We start from the raw sequence: 13,962 nt of genomic DNA, 5'->3' as shown, positions 1-13,962 counted from the left end.
AAACGTGACCGAACGCAACGAAACGATGAGTGACGAGCAACGCTGGAGCTCACTGGCTCGCCCGACCCCGCAGTGGTTCGAGGACGCCCCGCTGGGGATCTTCGTCCACTGGGGCCCCTACTCGGTGCCCGCGTGGGCTGAGGACCATGGCGAGCTGGGCGTCGAGGAGGACTGGGAGGCCTGGTTTACTCACAATTCCTACGCGGAGTGGTACTTCAACACGATTCGTATCCCAGGCTCCCCGGCCGCGCTGAGGCACAAGGACCTGTACGGCTCGGCCTCGTACGACGCGTTCCTGGATGCGTGGGATCCTGACGCGTGGGATCCGGCCGAGTGGATGCGACTCTTTCATCGTGCCGGTGCCGGGTACGCGGTGCTGACGACGAAGCACCACGACGGCGTGACCCTGTGGGATGCCCCCGAGACGGGCGCGCGCAACACCGTGCGACGAGGCCCGTGTACCGACCTCGTGGCCGGCTTTACGGACGCCGCGCGCGATGAGGGGCTGCGAGTGGGCCTGTACTACTCGGGTGGCCTGGACTGGCACTATCGGCCCGCGCGTCCCATCCTCTCCGAGGACGACTGCAAGGATCTGTGTCGCCCGAAGGACGCCGAGTACGCGCGCTACTGCTTCGTGCACGTGCGCGACCTCATTGACCGCTACCAGCCCGACGTCATCTGGAACGACATCGATTGGCCGGACGAGGGGAAGAACTTCGGTCCCTACGGCTTGGGGACGCTCTTCGAGTACTTCTACGCGGCGCGCCCCGAGGGCGTCACGAACGACCGCTACGGCGGCGTCCACGCGGATTACCTGACCAGCGAGTATCAGCACATGGGAGACTCGGAGACGAGCGGCAAGCCGTGGGAAAACTGCCGAGGCGTCGGCCTGTCCTTCGGCTACAACCGTGCCGAGAGCGAGCACCAGTACCTCAGCGGTGCAGCTGCTGTCCGACACCTGGTGGATGTGGTCTCGCGCGGCGGGCGCCTCCTCCTCAACGTGGGACCGCGCGCCGACGGTACGATCCCGCGCGAGCAGCGCGAATGTCTCGAGGGCCTGGGCGCGTGGAACGATCTGTACGGCTCGGAATTGCGCGGCGTGCGTGCGCTGTCGGCGCAGGACTTCGAGCGCGTCAGCGCCCACTCGTCCGAGGACGAGGCCTGGGTGCGCCTCCTCGCGCACGAGGACCACGTCGCCGTGGTGGCGGATGCGTCCGTCACGCAGGTGTCGGGTTTGCCGAGCGGATTCGACTACTCGCGTTCCGCGATCCTCACGCCGGGCGCGGAGTGCTCGTGGGACGGGCAGAGCCTGACTCTGCAGGCGGGGGTGCAGACTCCGAGCGATGCTCGCGGTGACGCTCTACCGATCGTTGTGAGCGCCCCCAGGGCGTGAGATGAGGGTGTCGGCGCGGGCCTGAGGCTCGCGCCGACACCTTTTTATCGACATCTTTGTTATACGAGCAGCGGCACCGTTGCCACGATGGGTGTTGCGATGGCGGGTGCGATAGGTGAGAACTCCTGTGCGAGGCGAGTGATACCGCAGAGAAAACGCGCTAACGAGATGGAAGTGACAGAGGCCCACTGTACGATGGTGACATCGGTATGTGCGTGGGAGGAGGAACGCGATGAGCACGCGAATCGCCGTCAGCCAGCCCGTGCTCTCGTGGGCCCTCCAGCGCTCTGAGCGTACCTTTGAGGAAGCGCTGACGAAGTTTCCGAAACTTGGGGACTGGATGGACGGAAGTGGCCAGCCGACTCTTCACGATCTCGAAAAGTTTGCGGCTTTCACCCACACGTCCCTCGGTGCGCTCATCATGCCTGATCCGCCCGATGAGACACTGCCTATCGCCGACATGCGTACCCGTGAGAGTACCGTTATCGAGCGTCCCTCCGGGAATCTTCTCGACACGATCGACCGGTATCAGCAGTTCCAGGATTGGTATCACGATTACGCCCTTGAACAGGGCGCGGATAAACTCCCGTTCCTAGGCTCGGTGAACGTGCAGGATTCTCCGCGGGCAGTTGCTCGCCGTGTGCGTTCTCTCCTGCACCTTGATCGTGTGTCCGCCACCGGGACTCAACAATGGTGCCACGACATCGTTGCTGCACTTGAAGATGTGGGTGTGCTCGTTATGAGGAGCGGCGTCGTCGGTGCGAACAACACGAGGCGCCTCTCTACGCGCGAGTTCCGAGGCTTTAGCCTCTACGACGACATTGCCCCCTTAATTTTCGTCAACGTCGCCGACGAACCGTATAGCGCGCAGAACTTCACCCTCGTGCACGAGTTTGCTCACCTGCTTCTCGGCCACAGCGCACTGTCGGGCGGTGACCGCTTGCTCGGCGGAAGTGGCGAAGAAGCGTGGTGCAATCGCGTCGCTGCATGTGTGTTGCTGCCTGACGAGGCGCTGACAGCTTTCGATGGAGTGACAACTGTGCAGGACTACCGTGCAGTCGCGCGGCGCTTTGGGGTGTCTGCTGAGGTCGCGCTCCACAGACTGCACGGCGCTCGCCTGATTGACGAGGAGCGCTACGGTGCGCTTCTAGAGGCGGTGCGCGCTGACTACGGTGGTGAGAAACGCAGTAGTGGCGGTGGCAACTATTACAACACCCTGACCGCGCGTCTTGGGCGTTCATTTGCGACCGCGGTTGTCACTTCCACCCTGGAGGGGCGTACGGGATTCACGGAAAGTTTCCGTATGATCGGCACGCACAAGAGGGAAGTGTTCGACGAACTGGCCAGACATCTCCAGGTGGTGTGAGAGATGTACGTCCTCGACACGAACGTCTTCATCGATGCGGCAAACGCGTACTATGCGTTCGATCTGGCTCCCGGATATTGGGACTTCCTCGTTCAGCTCTTCGACTCGCATCACGCGGTGAGTATCAAGTCGGTGTACGACGAACTGGGCGAGGCGGGCGACGGTGATCCTCTTAAGGACTGGGCGAAGCGGCATAAACAACGCTTTATTGCTCCCGATTCGCGCGTGGTGGCCTGCTATCAGCGGGTCATCGCGTGGGCAAAGAACAACTATGATTCGCCAGCGGTCATCGAGTTTCAACGCGTTGCGGACTCTTGGATCGTCGCGCACGCACTGGCCAACGGATGGGTGGTTGTCACGCACGAAAAGTCGGCACCGAGATCGAAGAGGCGGATCAAGATTCCCGACGCTTGTGTCGCGCTAGGGGTGGAGTGTCTCAATCCTTTTTTGATGCTTCGCGACAGGGGAATGAGCCTCGCTCTGTAGGTAGGAGGATCGCGCCGATCACTCGCCGCATCTGTGTCTGGGCGCTCACCGCCCGAAGGGGCGCTCCGAGGCACACGCCGACGAGCATTGACGGCACGAGGCGCCGCAAGACCGCCGTATTCGCGTCGCGCCGATACGCCCACAGGGCGATCACATCCGCGATGGGGAGGAAGACGAACATGACGCCCGTCGGTTCTTTCGCGGGTAGGGCCAGGGCGAAGAGGGTGGCCGCGATGAGAGCGACCCAGGTGAGGGCAATCAGCGTCGATAGGTCCATGAGTATTCCTTGCGTCGGATCAATAGGAGGTGGCGGGGGAATCAATCACCAACCGTGCTTGGTGCGTGCATATCAGCACATAAGGGGTGGAAGCGACGCAGTCGCTTCCACCCCTCCATGATTCGCGCGGGAAGTTGAGGAACCGCGCGAAGCTGCTCACTGACCCAGCAGCGTGCCCTTCACATAGTCACGCGCAATGTGCGCGTACTCCAGCGGAGGAGCGATCTTCGGATCCTGCTCAGCCTCAACCAGGATCCAGCCCTTGTAGCCGTGCTCAACGAGGAAGGCATAGGGCTCGGTGAAATCAATGGTGCCGTCGCCGGGAACCGTGAACATGCCGGCGAGGAAGGAGTCGAGGAAGGAGCGCTTGGCCGCTCGTGACTCTTCCATCTTGGCGGGGCGCACGTCCTTGAAGTGCACGTGCTTGATGCGGTCAATCGCGCCGCGCAGCAAGCCCATGACGTCGCCATCGCCCACGTAAGCGTGGCCCGTGTCGAAGAGGAGAGAAACCTTGTCTGGGTCGGTCAGCTCGAGCAGGCGCAGCGTCTCGCCCTTGGTCTGGACGACGGTGCCCAGGTGGTGGTGATAGACCAGGTCAAGGCCGTACTCATGAGCAATCTCGCCGAGCCTGTTCAGGCCCTCGGCCAGAACGGGCCACTCCTCGTCCTTGAGGACGGGCTTGTTCTCGAAGATGCAGATGTCGCGAATGCCCTGCACCGAGCCGGTCTGCTCGGAGACGACGACGCGGGTTGCGCCCAGAAACTGCAGGTATTCGCAGGTGGCGCGGAAATCCGGGATAACGGCCTCGACGCCGTCGCGAACGATGAAGCTGGAGAACCACTGGGCAACGATTCTCAGGCCCGCAGCGTCAGCCTTCTCCTTCGTCTCTTCCTTCGAGGGGTACCAGCCTGCGACCTCGGTGCCAGCGAAGCCGGCCTCGGCCAGGTCATCGAACATGATGTCGATGGTGTTCCATTCGCCGACCTCAGGGATGTCGTCGTTGCGCCAAGCGATGGGGTGCATGCCCCACGTGATGCCGTTGGGGTCATTGATCGCGGTTGCGGGATCGTAGACGTGAGTCATTGCAGCTCTCCTATGAGTTGCGGTGATGTGTGGGCCAGTGTGTCGGTAGCGCTATTCTACGCCATCCTGTTTGTTTGTCCAGACAAATATGTGGATTTGGGAGTTTACTCAGAAGTATCTGATGAGTGTGAACGTGTGCCTATCAGCATGTGTGCGGGACTCGACAGTGGTGCTTAGGTACGTCCGTATGAAGAAATGAGATGCATCTTGGATGGCCTTGGACAATGAGACGGTCCCGGCGGGGAAGGACGGAACCCCGCCGGGACTTTCGCGACGCTGTTAGGCCAGTGACACGGGCTTTCCGGTCTTCGCCGACTCCGTGGCCGCCTCGGCCAGGCGCAGGGCCTCGATCGCATCGTCGATGGAGGGGGTGGGCTTCGTGCCCGCGACGACCGCATCGATGAAGGCGGTCAGCTCCAGGCGGTAGGCGTCCGCGTAGCGCTGCAGGAAGAAGTCAAGGTACGGCTCGGCCGCATCCGTGACCTCGGCGTTGGACAGACGCACGGTCGTGGCGCGGATGTTGTCCGCGTTCAGCGTGCCCGTCGACCCCTGAACCTCCAAGCGCTGGTCGTAGCCCGCCGGGCACTGACGGTTGTTGATGATCGTCGCAACGACACCGTCGGCGTTCTTCAGGGTGACCACGGCGGCATCGAAATCGCCAGCCGCCTTGATCTCCTCGTTGAAGTTCTGGCCGAAAGCGTGCACCTCGACGATGTCGCCCAGGAAGAAGCGGGCCATGTCGAAGTCATGGATGGTCATGTCGCGGAAGATGCCGCCGGAAACCTTCACATACTCGGCCGGGGGAGCGGAAGGGTCGCGCGAGATGATGAGCAGGTTCTCCAGGTCGCCGATCTTGCCCTCCTCGAGCTGAGCGTGCGCCGCAGCGAAGGAAGGGTCGAAGCGGCGGTTGAAGCCGAACATGACGGGTACAGACACGGCATCCAGCTCGTCGCGGGCGGCCTCCACGTCCTTCATGTCCAGGGCGATCGGCTTCTCGCACAGCACGGCTTTGCCGGCCTTGGCGGCGGCGAGCAGGTGGGGGATGTGCAGCGGCGTCGGGGAGCCGATGACGACAGCGTCAACGCCTTCGTCGGTGAAGACGGAATCAACGTCGGTCGTGTGGCGGGCACCGTAGACCTCGGCCAGCTTGCGTGCGGCATCGCCGAAAGGATCGGCGACGAGGGCGAGGGTGGCACCGGGGTGGGCGGCGATGGTCTTGGCGTGAACGTGGCCGATGCGGCCGGCGCCGATGACGGCAATGTTGAGCATCTTTGCTTCTTTCTGGGCGGGGTGTGCTGGAGAGTAAAAACCGTGACCGGTGGTGGCCCCACACGCATCGTGCGGGGCCACCGAGTGGATCACGGAGCAGGCATAATGACGTCGCGCACCAGTGCGTCGAGGTCAGCGTCTGCCTGCAGGAAGCCGCGCAGAGTCCGCACGGTGGCACCGAAGGTGTCGAACTCTTCCGGGGTCATGCCGTCGGGCTCGTAGGCGCGGACGAACTCGGGGATCGAGAGCAGGGTCTTCATAATGTCCTCGCGCACGGGGATGTCCATGCGCTCTTCCACCGTGTAGTCCGAGTCGTTGATGAGCTTGGCCCACTCGAATGGCGGGGAGACGACCACGTCGCCACCGACGAACTCGGACCAGTGCATGACGTTACGGAACGCGGCGGAGAGCATGCGGGCGCGCAGACCTCGCTTCTGGAATTCCTGGTAGGCGCGCTTGAAGGCGGCAATGCCGCACCACTCGAGGTGACCCGGATCGATGAACAGGCGATCGCGCTTGGCGACCTCCTTGATCCAGTCGTCAAGGCGGCCCACCATGAGGGTGACGACCGGGCCCATCTGGGAGGTGTCCTTGCCCTCGGCCTCGCGGCGCTTGAGGCCGCGCTCGATAGCTTCGCCGGTGACGACGGCCTGGGCGACGGAGAAGGACACTGTCACGTTGACGGAGACGCCGCGGTAGGTGGCCTCTTCGATGGCTTCGATGCCCACCGACGTGGCGGGAATCTTCACGATAATGTTCTTGGCGAGGTTGTGGAACTCCTCGGCCTGGTCAGCGAGGGCCTTGGCACTGCGGGCCAGGCGCGGATCCGTCTGCATGGATAGGCGACCGTTGCGGCCATTCTCGGCCTCGAAAATGGGCACGAGGAGCTTGGCGGCCTCGAGTGATAGCTCGCGCACGACCTGCCAGCCGATTTCAGACTCGGTAGCCTCGGGCATTTCCTTGGCGAGCTCGGCGATGCGGGGCAGCCACACGTCACGACGCTGGTTGATGCAGGTGTAGGCAATGGTTGGGTTGCAGGTGGCACCGACGCCACCGAAGGAAATGGACTGTGCCAGCTCGCTCGGGTCCGACGAATCGTTCCACAGGGCGGTGGGCGTGTTACGTGCGGCGTCCAGAAGGGGGCCGGGGGTGTACTCGATGGACATAGCGGGAAGCACTCCTTTGTGATCGCTCTCGACTTTCTTTGTCGGCAACAAGTCTACGGCGAGCGCCTACGCCTGTCAACAATTTGTTAGGACAAAACGTCAATGCTTAATCACTGGGCAAAAAGGCTTGCCTCAAATGAATATCTGGATGCACGATAGATGTGATCGCCGCATTCCACGATGCGACCTGAAGGGTCGTATGTTGTGCGCTGGCTCGTCAGTAAAGCTGCGCCGCGGTGTTCAGACAGGAGCTTCGCTTCCTTCGTTGTCGCGCTGCGTGCGCCGATTATCTGACGTGCGGAGGCTAAGGTGACTCCGCGCTCGCGCATGAGGTCGTAGAGAGAGGCGGACTCGAGTTCTTGCATTGTGGGAGCGATGTCGGCCGGGATGAGGTTTGTGAGGACCGCGATTGGCTCGTTGTCGGCAAAGCGGGTGCGCTCAATGTGGACGACAAGGGTGCCCTCGGTGATCTTCAGGGTGTCGGCTTCCTGAGCGGTGGCTGGTCGTGCCTCGTAGTGCTGGATGGTCGTGTGTACCTTGTGGCCGGCGTTGACCAGGTCGCGCATGAGTGAGGTGAGCTCCATGGGGCGATGGACGTGGCGTGGTGAAACGATCGTGCCGACGCCGCGGCGGCGCGTCAGGAGGCCGCGGTCAACGAGGCGCTGGAGTGCCTGTCGTGCCGTGGGGCGGGAGACGTGCAGTCTTGCCGCCATCGACAGCTCGTCCTCCAGGCGTGTGTCCGCGGGTAGCGCTCCAGAGTTAATGAGTTGTGCGATGGGCTCCGAGATCTGGAAGTACAGGGGCACGGGAGAAGAGCGGTCCAGGGTAATGTCCGGAACGTAGGGGGCGTTTTCCGGAGTGGGCAATGCTTTGGACATGTCAAACCTTCATGTGCGGCGCGGCGTCGTATTAATTTAATACGGTTACATGGTATCAGCGTTGTTGTCGGCTAGGGGGTCGACGTGCTGTTACATATTGTACGGACAAAGATTGACGATTGCTTGTTGATAGTGCATCCTTGGAACATCAGGCTAATGGGCCACCCCAATGGAGAGGAAAGGAGTCACCATGCCCCTTGAGCGTCGCGATGTCGACATTCTGACGATGGGTCGTTCCGGCATCGATATCTATCCTCTCCAAGTTGGCGTGCACCTCGAAGATGTCGAGACCTTCGGCAAGTTCCTCGGCGGCAGCCCAACGAACGTCGCAGTTGCAGCAGCACGCCTCGGGCATCGCACCGGTGTCATCACCGGGGTGGGGGACGATCCCTTCGGTCGTTTCGTTACCCGTGAGCTTGAGCGCCTCGGCGTCTCCTCGGACCACGTTGTCACCGTGCGCGACTTCCATACCCCAGTCACCTTCACGGAGCTTTTCCCGCCCGACTCCTTCCCGCTCTACTTCTATCGTGAGCCGAGTGCGCCAGACCTGGAGCTGCGGGAGGATCAGATCGATTGGGGTGCCGTCGAGCGTGCCGAAATCTTCTGGTTCACCGTCACCGGCCTGTCGCGCAACTCCTCCTTTGATCTGCACCTGCGTGCTCTCGACCACCGTGGCCCTTCTAGCGGCCTGACAATCCTTGACCTCGACTATCGGTCCAATCTGTGGAGCAGCATGGCGCAGGCGCGCTCGCGCGTCGCAGCCGTCCTGTCCCGCGTCGACGTCGCCGTCGGAAACCGCGAGGAGTGCGAGATGGCCGTGGGCGTCTCCGATCCCGAGAGTGCAGCCGATGCTCTCCTTGAGCGCGGCATTCGCCTCGCGATCGTGAAGCAGGGGCCCAAAGGGACCCTCGCCAAGACCGCCGACGAACGTGTGTGGGTTGAAGCCTGGGACGTCGACGTTGTTAACGGCCTCGGCGCGGGCGACGCCTTCGGTGGCGCGCTTATCCACGGCCTCGTCGAAGGATGGGACCTCGAACAGACCATCCGTTACGCCTCGGCCGCGGGAGCCTACGTGTGTTCGCACATCGAATGCTCGACCGCGATGCCGACCCAAGAACAACTTGGCATCTTTATGGAAACGGAGGGGCTCCCGTAATCCACCCGACCAGCCCCTGCCTCGTTCCTCCCTTTCTATTTCCTCGGCACCGATGCCCAACTTTCAGGAGACTACGATGACTCTTCCCGATATTTATGTTCCTGCCGGCTCCTCCGGCCACGGCAATTTCACCGTCGATATTGACCCCCAGCGCGCCGGTTGGACCTTCTCCGGTCTGCGCGTCCTCGTCCTCGAGGCCGGAGCCTCCGAGGTCGTCGAAACCGGCGAGGCTGAGCTCCTCGTCCTGCCCCTCGCGGGAGGTGCAACCGTCGATGTCGATGGCGAAACCTTCGAGCTGGAAGGCCGGCGCGGCGTTTTCTCCGGCGTCACCGACTACCTGTACGTGGGACGTGGCAAGACCCTGACGATCACCTCCGCCCTCGGCGGTCGTTTTGCCTTCCCCTCCGCTCTCGCCGCTCGCGACATCCCCGTCGCCTACTATCCCAAGAGCCAGGTTCGCGTGGATTTGCGCGGTGCCGGCGACTGCTCGCGCCAGGTTAACAACTACTCCCTCGCTGTCGAAGGCGTCACCACTTCCCACCTGCTGGCGTGCGAGGTCATCACCCCGGGCGGCAACTGGTCCTCCTACCCGGCCCACAAGCACGAGCAGGACTCCGAGGACGAGCGCGAGCTCGAAGAAGTCTACTACTTCGAAATTGAAGACGGTCCCGAGGGCTCCAAGGGCTTTGGTCTGCACCGCACCTACGGCAGCCCCGGCCGCCCGATCGACCTGTGCTGCGAGGTCCACGACGGCGATGTCGCTCTCGTGCCCCACGGCTATCACGGCCCCTGCGTCGCCGCTCCCGGCTACGACATGTACTACCTGAACGTCATGGCAGGCCCGAACGAGGACCTTGTGTGGCTGGCCCCCGACGATCCGGCGCACCACTGGATCCGCGCGACCTGGGAACACCAGGAAGTGGACCCCCGCCTCCCCATGAACAAGTAAGAAAGCCTCGAGAGGATCACCCATGAGCAACGAAGCCTACAAGGGAACCGTGCGCCTGACGGTCGCGCAGGCGATCATTCGCTTCCTGTCCAACCAGTACACCGAGCGCGACGGCGTCGAGCGCCGCCTCATCGCGGGCGCCTTTGGCATCTTCGGCCACGGCAACGTTGCTGGCATCGGTCAGGCGCTCCTGCAGAACGAGATCGCCCCGTCTGAGGGTGAGAATCCGATGCCCTACATCATGCCCCGCAACGAGCAGGGCGCTGTCCATGCCGCCGCGGCCTTCGCTAAGACGACGAACCGCCTGCAGACCTGGATGACGACCGCATCAATTGGCCCCGGCTCGCTCAACATGGTGACCGGTGCCGCGACGGCGACGACCAACCGCCTGCCCGTCCTCATCTTCCCCTCCGACCAGTTCGCGACCCGCATCCCGGACCCGGTCCTCCAGCAGCTCGAGGACCCGACCTCGCTCGACGTGACCGTCAACGACGCGTTCCGTCCCGTCTCTCGCTTCTTTGACCGCATCAACCGTCCCGAGCAGCTGATTCCCTCGCTCCTGAACGGCATGCGCGTCCTGACCGACCCGGCCGAGACCGGTGCCGTGACGATCGCCCTGCCCCAGGACGTTCAGGCCGAGGCCTACGACTGGCCGGTCGAATTCTTCGCCAAGCGCGTGTGGCACGTGCGCCGTCCCCCGGCCGAGCGCGCCGCCCTCAAGCGCGCGGTAGCCAAGATCCGCACCGCCAAGCGTCCCCTCATCATCGCCGGCGGCGGTGCTATTTATTCCGAGGCCTCCGAGGAGCTGCGTGCGTTTGCGGCCGTGACCGGTATCCCGGTGGCGGACACGCAGGCCGGTAAGGGTGCCATCAACTGTGATCACCCGTGCTCAGTCGGCGGTGTTGGTTCGACCGGCGGTGACTCGGGCAATCACCTCGCCGACAAGGCCGACCTGATCATCGGCGTGGGTACGCGCTACTCCGACTTCACGACGGCCTCGAAGACGCAGTTCAAGAACCCCGACGTCTCCTTCGTCAACATCAACATCACGCCCTTCGACGCCGCCAAGCAGAGCGCCGAGATGGTCGTGGCCGACGCTCGTGAGGCGCTCGCGGCTCTGACCGAGGAACTGGCCGACTACCGCGTCGACGAGGCATACGCCGCCGAGATCGCCGCCGAGCGCGAGGCCTGGGCCGCTAAGGTCGAGCAGTGCTACCACGTGGGCAACGCCCCGCTGCCCGCACAGACCGAGGTCTTCGGCGCGCTCAACGAGCTCATGGGCGACGAGGACGTGGTTATCAACGCTGCGGGCTCGATGCCCGGCGACCTCCAGGCCCTGTGGCAGGCGAAGACCCCCGTCCAGTACCACGTCGAGTACGCCTTCTCCTGCATGGGTTACGAGGTGCCGGCCGCCATGGGCGTCAAGCTGGCGCGCCCGCAGTCCGAGGTCGTCTCGATCGTCGGCGACGGTAGCTATCAGATGCTCCCGATGGAGCTGGCCACGGTTGCCCAGGAAGGTATCAAGGTCATCTACGTTCTGCTGCAGAACTACGGCTTCGCTTCGATCGGCGCCCTCTCCGAGTCGCGCGGCTCCCAGCGCTTCGGCACGAAGTACCGCCAGCGCGGCACGGGCTCGCACCTTGAGGACAACGAGCGTATCGCCGGCGTCGATATCGCTGCGAATGCCCGTTCCTGGGGAATTGATGTGATCGAGGCCCACGGCATCGAGGAGTTCAAGGAGGCCTACAGGGCCGCAGCTGCCTCGGATCGTGCGACCATGATCCACATCGAGACCGACCTGATGGGCCCCAACCCGCCCGGATCCTCCTGGTGGGACGTGGCCGTCTCGCAGGTCTCCGAGTTGGAGTCCACGCAGCGCGCCTACGAGGACTACCAGCGCGACCGCAAGCCGCAGCGTCACTACCTGTGATGATCTGAGCGTGTGAGGGCGGCCCCGGAGTTTTCTGGGGCCACCCCTTTTGCTAGAAGTCTGTGCGCGCGTGGGGCTTGTCGTGAAACGCTTCGTGAAACGGTGAGCAATTTGGCGGTGGAAGGTCTTAGTGGGGGAGTGTGTCCAATAGACGGGACAAATTTCCCTTGGAAGGTGCTGGTATTGCTGATATCGCGACATGTTTGCCGGGGACATGGTAGCATTTGTCCGAACAAAGTTGTTCCGCCATTCGTGGATGAATGGAAGAAAGGTAAACCAATGACAATCAACCTGTGGGTCAATGGCCAAGAGTATGTCGCTCACTGCGACGAGACCATCGACGTTGAGAACCCCGCCACCGGCAAGGTCGTCGATCAGCTGGCCCTGGCCGACAAGCATTGCCTCGACCAGGTCGTCGATATCGCTCATCAGGCGCAGAAGGAATGGGCTCGCACCGCCCTAGCCAAGCGCGTGGACATCATGTTCAAGTTCCGCCAGCTCGTCATCGAGCACCAGGACGAGATCGCCGACGCCATCGTGCGTGAGGGGGGCAAGACGCACGGCGACGCCCTCGGCGAGATTGCCCGTGGTCGCGAGACCGTCGACTTCGCATGCGGTATCAATGCTGCTCTCAAGGGTGAGTTCACCGATCAGGCCTCGACCGGCGTCGACGTGCACACACTGCGTCAGCCCGTTGGTGTCGTCGCGGGTATCTGCCCCTTCAACTTCCCGGCCATGGTCCCCATGTGGATGCACCCGCTCGCCCTGGCAACTGGCAATGCCTTCATCCTCAAGGTCGCCTCGACCGTCCCCAGCGCATCGATGATCATCGCACGCCTCTACAAGGAGGCGGGCCTGCCCGATGGTCTGTTCAACGTCATCGCTGGTGACCGCCATCTGGTCACCGACATTCTCACCCACCCCGGCATCGACGCCATCTCCTTCGTTGGATCCTCCCCGGTCGCGCACATCGTGCAGGACACGGGTGTCGCCAACGGCAAGCGCGTCCAGGCGCTGGGTGGCGCGAACAACCATGCGATCGTCATGCCTGACGCTGACATTGAGTTTGCCGCGCAGCATATTAGTGCCGGCGCGTTCGGTGCGGCGGGCCAGCGCTGCATGGCCCTGCCCGTGATCGTCGCCGTCGGCGGCATCGAGGAGAAGCTGGTTCCCGCCATCAAGGCTCGCGCCGAGAAGATCGTTGTTGGTCCTGGCACTGACCCTGCCTCCGAGATGGGGCCGGTCATCACCCGCTCCTCTCAGGAGCGCATCACCACGTGGATCGACGAGGCCGAGGCTAAGGGTGCGAACGTTGTCCTCGACGGCCGCGGCTACCGCCCCGAGGGTGAGGAGTATGCGGATGGCTTCTGGCTGGCCCCCACCATCCTCGACAACGTGGATCGAGACCTGAGCGTCTACTGCGAGGAGGTTTTCGGTCCGGTCCTGGTCGTCGTGCACGCCGACACCTACGAAGAGGCCATCGAGATCGTCAACTCCTCCGAGTTCGGCAATGGCTCCGCGATCTTCACCTCCGACGGTGATACTGCCCGCCACTTTGTGGTCGATGTGGAGGCCGGCATGGTCGGCGTCAATGTGCCGATCCCGGTTCCGGTCGCCTACTACTCCTTCGGCGGCTGGAAGGAGTCGCTGCTGGGCGACACCCACATTCACGGTCCCGAGGGCGTGCGCTTCTACACGAAGGCCAAGGTTGTCACGACCCGCTGGCCCAAGCGTGGCGAGAAGGTGGGCTACGTCGGAATGAACTTCCCGACGAACGCCTGAGTGTGACGGCTCTGTGAGTGGAGGGGCGGGTGCGCTGCACCCGCCCCTCCACGCTACACGGTCATGGGTGTGGGCTTCCATGCATCGATGACGAGGTGTTCGCTAAGGCCTCGGCCTTGATATCCTCAGGGAGCGATCACAACCTGCGTTGTGTCTGCCAGAGAGCGGTGCGTACACGGGCGCGGCATTATGCTATGGGTGATCTCTCGTTCATTCGGATCGCTCCG

Annotated in this window: 12 protein-coding genes; 7 read left to right on the top strand and 5 right to left on the bottom strand. The window is 63.1% G+C overall.

Annotated elements, in window-relative coordinates:
* The first annotated feature begins 4 nt into the window (after positions 1-4).
* The 3 genes from O3684_RS04015 to O3684_RS04005 all read left to right on the top strand — a co-directional run bounded on the left by O3684_RS04015 (position 5) and on the right by O3684_RS04005 (position 3,245).
* A complete protein-coding gene (locus O3684_RS04015) occupies positions 5-1,393 on the top strand; it encodes an alpha-L-fucosidase (RefSeq protein ID WP_500065208.1) in 1,389 nt (462 codons plus the stop codon).
* A gap of 232 nt (positions 1,394-1,625) precedes the next feature.
* Positions 1,626-2,759 (top strand): ImmA/IrrE family metallo-endopeptidase, encoded by a 1,134-nt coding sequence (locus tag O3684_RS04010; protein ID WP_500065207.1) that lies wholly within the window; start codon positions 1,626-1,628, stop codon positions 2,757-2,759.
* 3 nt (positions 2,760-2,762) lie between these two features.
* Positions 2,763-3,245 (top strand): DUF4411 family protein, encoded by a 483-nt coding sequence (locus O3684_RS04005; protein WP_500065206.1) that lies wholly within the window; start codon positions 2,763-2,765, stop codon positions 3,243-3,245.
* Here the strand turns inward: O3684_RS04005 and O3684_RS04000 are convergent.
* The 5 genes from O3684_RS04000 to O3684_RS03980 all read right to left on the bottom strand — a co-directional run bounded on the left by O3684_RS04000 (position 3,196) and on the right by O3684_RS03980 (position 7,918).
* Positions 3,196-3,522, bottom strand: a complete 327-nt coding sequence (locus tag O3684_RS04000; protein WP_500065205.1) for a hypothetical protein — start codon at positions 3,520-3,522, stop codon at positions 3,196-3,198. The genes O3684_RS04005 and O3684_RS04000 overlap by 50 nt on opposite strands.
* A gap of 156 nt (positions 3,523-3,678) precedes the next feature.
* Positions 3,679-4,605: a myo-inosose-2 dehydratase gene (iolE, locus tag O3684_RS03995; protein WP_500065204.1), complete on the bottom strand. Its 927-nt coding sequence runs from the start codon at positions 4,603-4,605 to the stop codon at positions 3,679-3,681.
* 279 nt (positions 4,606-4,884) lie between these two features.
* The gene (gene iolG, locus O3684_RS03990) at positions 4,885-5,874 is read right to left on the bottom strand and encodes an inositol 2-dehydrogenase (protein ID WP_500065203.1); all 990 of its coding nucleotides are present in this window, start codon (positions 5,872-5,874) and stop codon (positions 4,885-4,887) included.
* Positions 5,875-5,963: 89 nt separating this feature from the next.
* Entirely contained in the window at positions 5,964-7,040 is a 1,077-nt protein-coding gene (locus O3684_RS03985) for a transaldolase family protein (protein ID WP_500063527.1), read from the bottom strand.
* A gap of 110 nt (positions 7,041-7,150) precedes the next feature.
* Positions 7,151-7,918 carry a GntR family transcriptional regulator gene (locus O3684_RS03980; protein WP_500063526.1) on the bottom strand — a complete coding sequence of 256 codons (768 nt, stop codon included), beginning with the start codon at positions 7,916-7,918 and terminating at the stop codon, positions 7,151-7,153.
* Between the two features lie 190 nt (positions 7,919-8,108).
* Between O3684_RS03980 and iolC the strand changes: the two genes are divergently transcribed.
* From iolC to O3684_RS03960, 4 genes are all read left to right on the top strand, one after another.
* A complete protein-coding gene (gene iolC / locus O3684_RS03975) occupies positions 8,109-9,074 on the top strand; it encodes a 5-dehydro-2-deoxygluconokinase (RefSeq protein ID WP_500063525.1) in 966 nt (321 codons plus the stop codon).
* A 76-nt stretch (positions 9,075-9,150) separates the two neighbouring features.
* Positions 9,151-10,023, top strand: a complete 873-nt coding sequence (iolB, locus tag O3684_RS03970) for a 5-deoxy-glucuronate isomerase (protein WP_500065202.1) — start codon at positions 9,151-9,153, stop codon at positions 10,021-10,023.
* Between the two features lie 22 nt (positions 10,024-10,045).
* Positions 10,046-11,953, top strand: a complete 1,908-nt coding sequence (gene iolD, locus O3684_RS03965; protein ID WP_500065201.1) for a 3D-(3,5/4)-trihydroxycyclohexane-1,2-dione acylhydrolase (decyclizing) — start codon at positions 10,046-10,048, stop codon at positions 11,951-11,953.
* Positions 11,954-12,232: 279 nt separating this feature from the next.
* Entirely contained in the window at positions 12,233-13,735 is a 1,503-nt protein-coding gene (locus O3684_RS03960; RefSeq protein ID WP_500065200.1) for a CoA-acylating methylmalonate-semialdehyde dehydrogenase, read from the top strand.
* The last annotated feature ends 227 nt before the right edge of the window (positions 13,736-13,962 follow it).

The sequence above is a fragment of the Pauljensenia sp. 20925_1_27 genome (assembly GCF_041432835.1).
Taxonomy (GTDB): domain Bacteria; phylum Actinomycetota; class Actinomycetes; order Actinomycetales; family Actinomycetaceae; genus Pauljensenia.
The sequence above is the reverse complement of the archived record's forward strand: the minus strand, read 5'-3'. Positions and strand labels throughout refer to the sequence as shown.